Here is a 3717-nt window from a genome sequence, read left to right as displayed (position 1 = left end):
ACGCCTAGCCACAGGAAAATTAAAATCAAAAATCAAAAGTAATCTCTGACAAAGTAAAGTTTTGAGATTTATCAATTTATTCATCTAAATCTATAGCGCTATAGTTTCTCTGAGAGACTAGACACGCCTAGCCACAGGAAAATTAAAATCAAAAATCAAAAGTAATCTCTGACAAAGTAAAGTTTTGAGATTTATCAATTTATTCATCTAAATCTATAGCGCTATAGTTTCTCTGAGAGACTAGACACGCCTAGCTACAGGAAAATTAAAATCAAAAATCAGAAGTAATATGTGAGAAAGCTAATGAAGAACGCGGGTCTCCAAGCAACGTTGAGATGAATATTTAATGAATATTTTCTACCTATTGCCCATTTCTCATAATTGTGGAAATTCCTGTAAATTTAGATTAATAGGACTTACGCAGAAGCATCATAATATAAATAAGGAGCATCCATGTTTGTTTTATGAGAATTGTAAAATTTAGAACTTAAAAATGCGTAATTCCCAATTTGAGATAATATTGAACATTTAACTTGAAAGTTTTGATTCTAATCTGACTGTGCAACCTGTTGACTATACAACTCTCATAGCTTCTTGTTCTGAACTCCGCAACCAATGGCTCCCGGCTAGGTTAGAACAAGTATATCAGCGCGACCGCTTTACCATTTCTTTAGCCCTCCGAACTATCAAAAAACGAGGTTGGCTAGATATTTCTTGGCATCCTCAAGCTGCTCGTATCTGTCTCGGCAACCCTCCGCCTCGTATTCCTGATACATTTACTTTTAGTCAACAACTAAAACATCAGTTAGGTGGGTTAGCTTTAATAGCTATTGCTGAAGTTTCTCCTTGGGAAAGGGTTTTGGATTTTCAATTTGCAAAACGTCCTGGAGAAGCTCCTCTATGGCATCTTTATGTAGAAGTTATGACTAAATATAGTAATGTTATTCTTACCACTGCTAATAATTTGGTTGTTACCTGTGCCCATCAAGTTAATAGTCAACAGTCTAGTGTCCGTCAAATTCAAACTGGTCAACCTTATGAACTTCCACCATCTCTAACTAATCCTATTCCTAACCTCCAAGAAACTCAACAGGAGTGGCAAGAAAGAATTAGTTTAGTTCCTGGTTCATTATGGCGAAATTTAATTAAAAATTATCGTGGTTTGAGCAAGGCATTGATACAACCAATGATTGAAACTGCTGGTCTAGACCCACAAAAATCTACAGATGACCTGACTACTTCAGACTGGGAGAAATTATTTCTACTTTGGCAAAAATGGCTGGGAATTTTGGAAAAATTAGACTTTTATCCTAGTTGGACATCTACAGGATATAGTGTAACAGGTTGGGGAGGAATAGAATCTGTTAATACTGTTAATGAATTACTAAATAGCTATTATACTCAACACCTTAATCAGCAAGAGTTTAGTCAACTCCATCATCAAATTAGTCAAAAACTTAATAGTATTACTGCTAAGTTACAGCTAAAGGCTGATACTTTTACAGAGCGTTTAAAACAGTCGGATGGGGCAGAGTTATTGCGATCGCAAGCCGATCTACTTATGGCCAATCTTCAGGAATGGCAACCAGGGATGAAAAATATCTCCCTTGCAGACTTTGAAACGGGAGAAGCTGTGGCTATAAAATTAGACCCGGAAAAAAATGCCGTCCAGAATGCCCAAAGTATTTATAAAAAGCACCAAAAGTTAAAAAGGGCGCGTACAGCAGTTGAGCCACTTTTGGCAGAAGTTCAAGCAGAAATTGATTATTTGGAACAAATAAAAACTTTTTTGTCTCAGTTAGATATTTACCAAAGTCCTGAAGATTTACAGACTTTGCAGGAAATTCGGGATGAGTTGATTCAACAAGGTTATCTTAATGCGCCAGAACATCATCACCAAGATAATAAAAAGGATACAGAATTTTATCGTTACCAAACTCCTAGTGGCTTGGAATTATTAGTAGGTCGTAATAACCGCCAAAATGACATCTTGACTTTTCGAGTGGCAGGAGATTATGATATTTGGTTTCATACTCAAGAAATTCCAGGCAGTCATGTTTTGTTGCGACTGGATGCTGGAGCAATACCTGATGAGGTTGATCTCCAGTTTGTTGCAGATATGAGTGCCTTTTATAGTCGTGCCCGTCAAAGTGAAGTAGTTCCAGTAATTTATACAAAACCTAAGTTTGTTTATAAACCCAAGGGGGCAAAACCTGGCATGGTTGTTTATAAGCAGGAGCAGGTTTTGTGGGGTAAGCCACAAAGTGCGGAAGTCCACATAAACCAGAAGTCAATTACTCTTGATTTTTAAATTTTTTTAATAAATTTCTCAATAGTTTGTTACAATAAGTACAGAAAACAAAGTGAGACCTAATAACCCGCTAAACGCTGCGAACTTGGGAATGCGTAGCCAGAGGTTTATCTCACAGAAATAACAACGGAACATATTTAATACCTAGACCAGTTAGTTTTGCTAAATTGGTCTTTTTTTATTTCTTTAATTATACGACAAAAAAAGCTTTTTGTAACACGAGAGCATCTCTAGAGAAAAAATAGTCTTAATAAAGACCAAAATAGTATCAATTATCTCTCATTAGGAGGTTATTAGTAACGTATGATAAATCATAAATCTTTATACCGAGAATTTTATTGGTAATAACTTATGTTACATAATAGTCCAATCGCACTTAAAGAAGAGAAACAATACAATCATCAAGATTACAGATATATACCAGAACTTAATCTTGAGGCTATAAACCAGGAACTTAGCCAAGCAGATGCTCATACTTTGGTGAAGTGGGGATATGAAACTTTTGGGGAAGGTCTAATTATGACTACCAGTTTTGGTATCCAAGCTGCTGTTATGTTACATCTAGTTACAAGTGTTGTACCTAATATTCCTGTGATCTGGATTGATACAGGATATTTACCAGAAGAAACCTATAAATTTGCTGAAGAGTTGACAGAACGACTTAAACTTAATCTTAAAGTATATCAGTCTCCTATTAGTCCAGCTCGAATGGAAGCTATATATGGCCGACTTTGGGCTGAAAAAGATGTTGATTCCCTCAACCGCTATGACCAAATTCGCAAGGTAGAACCCATGCAACGAGCATTGAAAGAGCTTAGGGCAACTTGTTGGTTAACTGGGTTAAGGGGAGACCAAACTAAGCACCGCCAAGGTTTAGATCGGATTGGTAAACAGTCGGATATATATAAGATTTTACCGATACTTAGTTGGCATTCACGGGATATTTATCAATATTTGACAGCCCACGATTTGCCTTATCATCCATTTTTCGATTTGGGATACACTACTGTGGGAGATTGGCATTCTAGTCGTCCTCTGACTGCTGATGATACAGATGAAAGGGATACTCGCTTTCATGGTCTTAAGCAGGAGTGTGGCCTACATTTACCAGAAACAAAAGCTGAAGCTCAAAGTCTTGATTCTAGTTTATTGTAAGAAGGAAGGCAGAAGGCAGAAGGGAAGAAAAGCAAAATTTTAGGGGTTGTATAAAACCAGGGGAAATAAATTATTAAATGCCGATGTAGATGAATAATGACCCATCTACATCTGCCGTGTGCTTCAGAAAATGAATTTGATGATTGGGTATATAGGAATAGAAGGAAATTTCATTATTTATCCACATCCGGCGTGAGCTTCAGAAAATGAATTTGATGATTGGGTATATAGGAATAGAAGGAAATTTCATT

At 36.5% G+C, this 3717-nt stretch carries 2 protein-coding genes; both read left to right on the top strand.

The window, feature by feature from the left end:
* Positions 1 to 559: 559 nt before the first annotated feature.
* The gene (locus ACP6PK_RS06670; protein ID WP_426558837.1) at positions 560 to 2311 is read left to right on the top strand and encodes an Rqc2 family fibronectin-binding protein; all 1752 of its coding nucleotides are present in this window, start codon (positions 560 to 562) and stop codon (positions 2309 to 2311) included.
* 351 nt (positions 2312 to 2662) lie between these two features.
* Positions 2663 to 3466: a phosphoadenosine phosphosulfate reductase gene (cysH, locus tag ACP6PK_RS06665; RefSeq protein ID WP_426558835.1), complete on the top strand. Its 804-nt coding sequence runs from the start codon at positions 2663 to 2665 to the stop codon at positions 3464 to 3466.
* Positions 3467 to 3717 lie beyond the last annotated feature (251 nt).

It is taken from the genome of Dapis hubbardiae BLCC-M172 (assembly GCF_050016015.1).
Lineage (GTDB): Bacteria > Cyanobacteriota > Cyanobacteriia > Cyanobacteriales > Microcoleaceae > Trichodesmium.
The sequence above is the reverse complement of the archived record's forward strand: the minus strand, read 5'-3'. Positions and strand labels throughout refer to the sequence as shown.

What these genes read in the sequence shown, in the direction of transcription:
- cysH (WP_426558835.1), top strand. Translation starts at nt 2,663, where the DNA reads ATGTTACATAATAGTCCAATCGCACTTAAAGAAGAGAAACAATACAAT.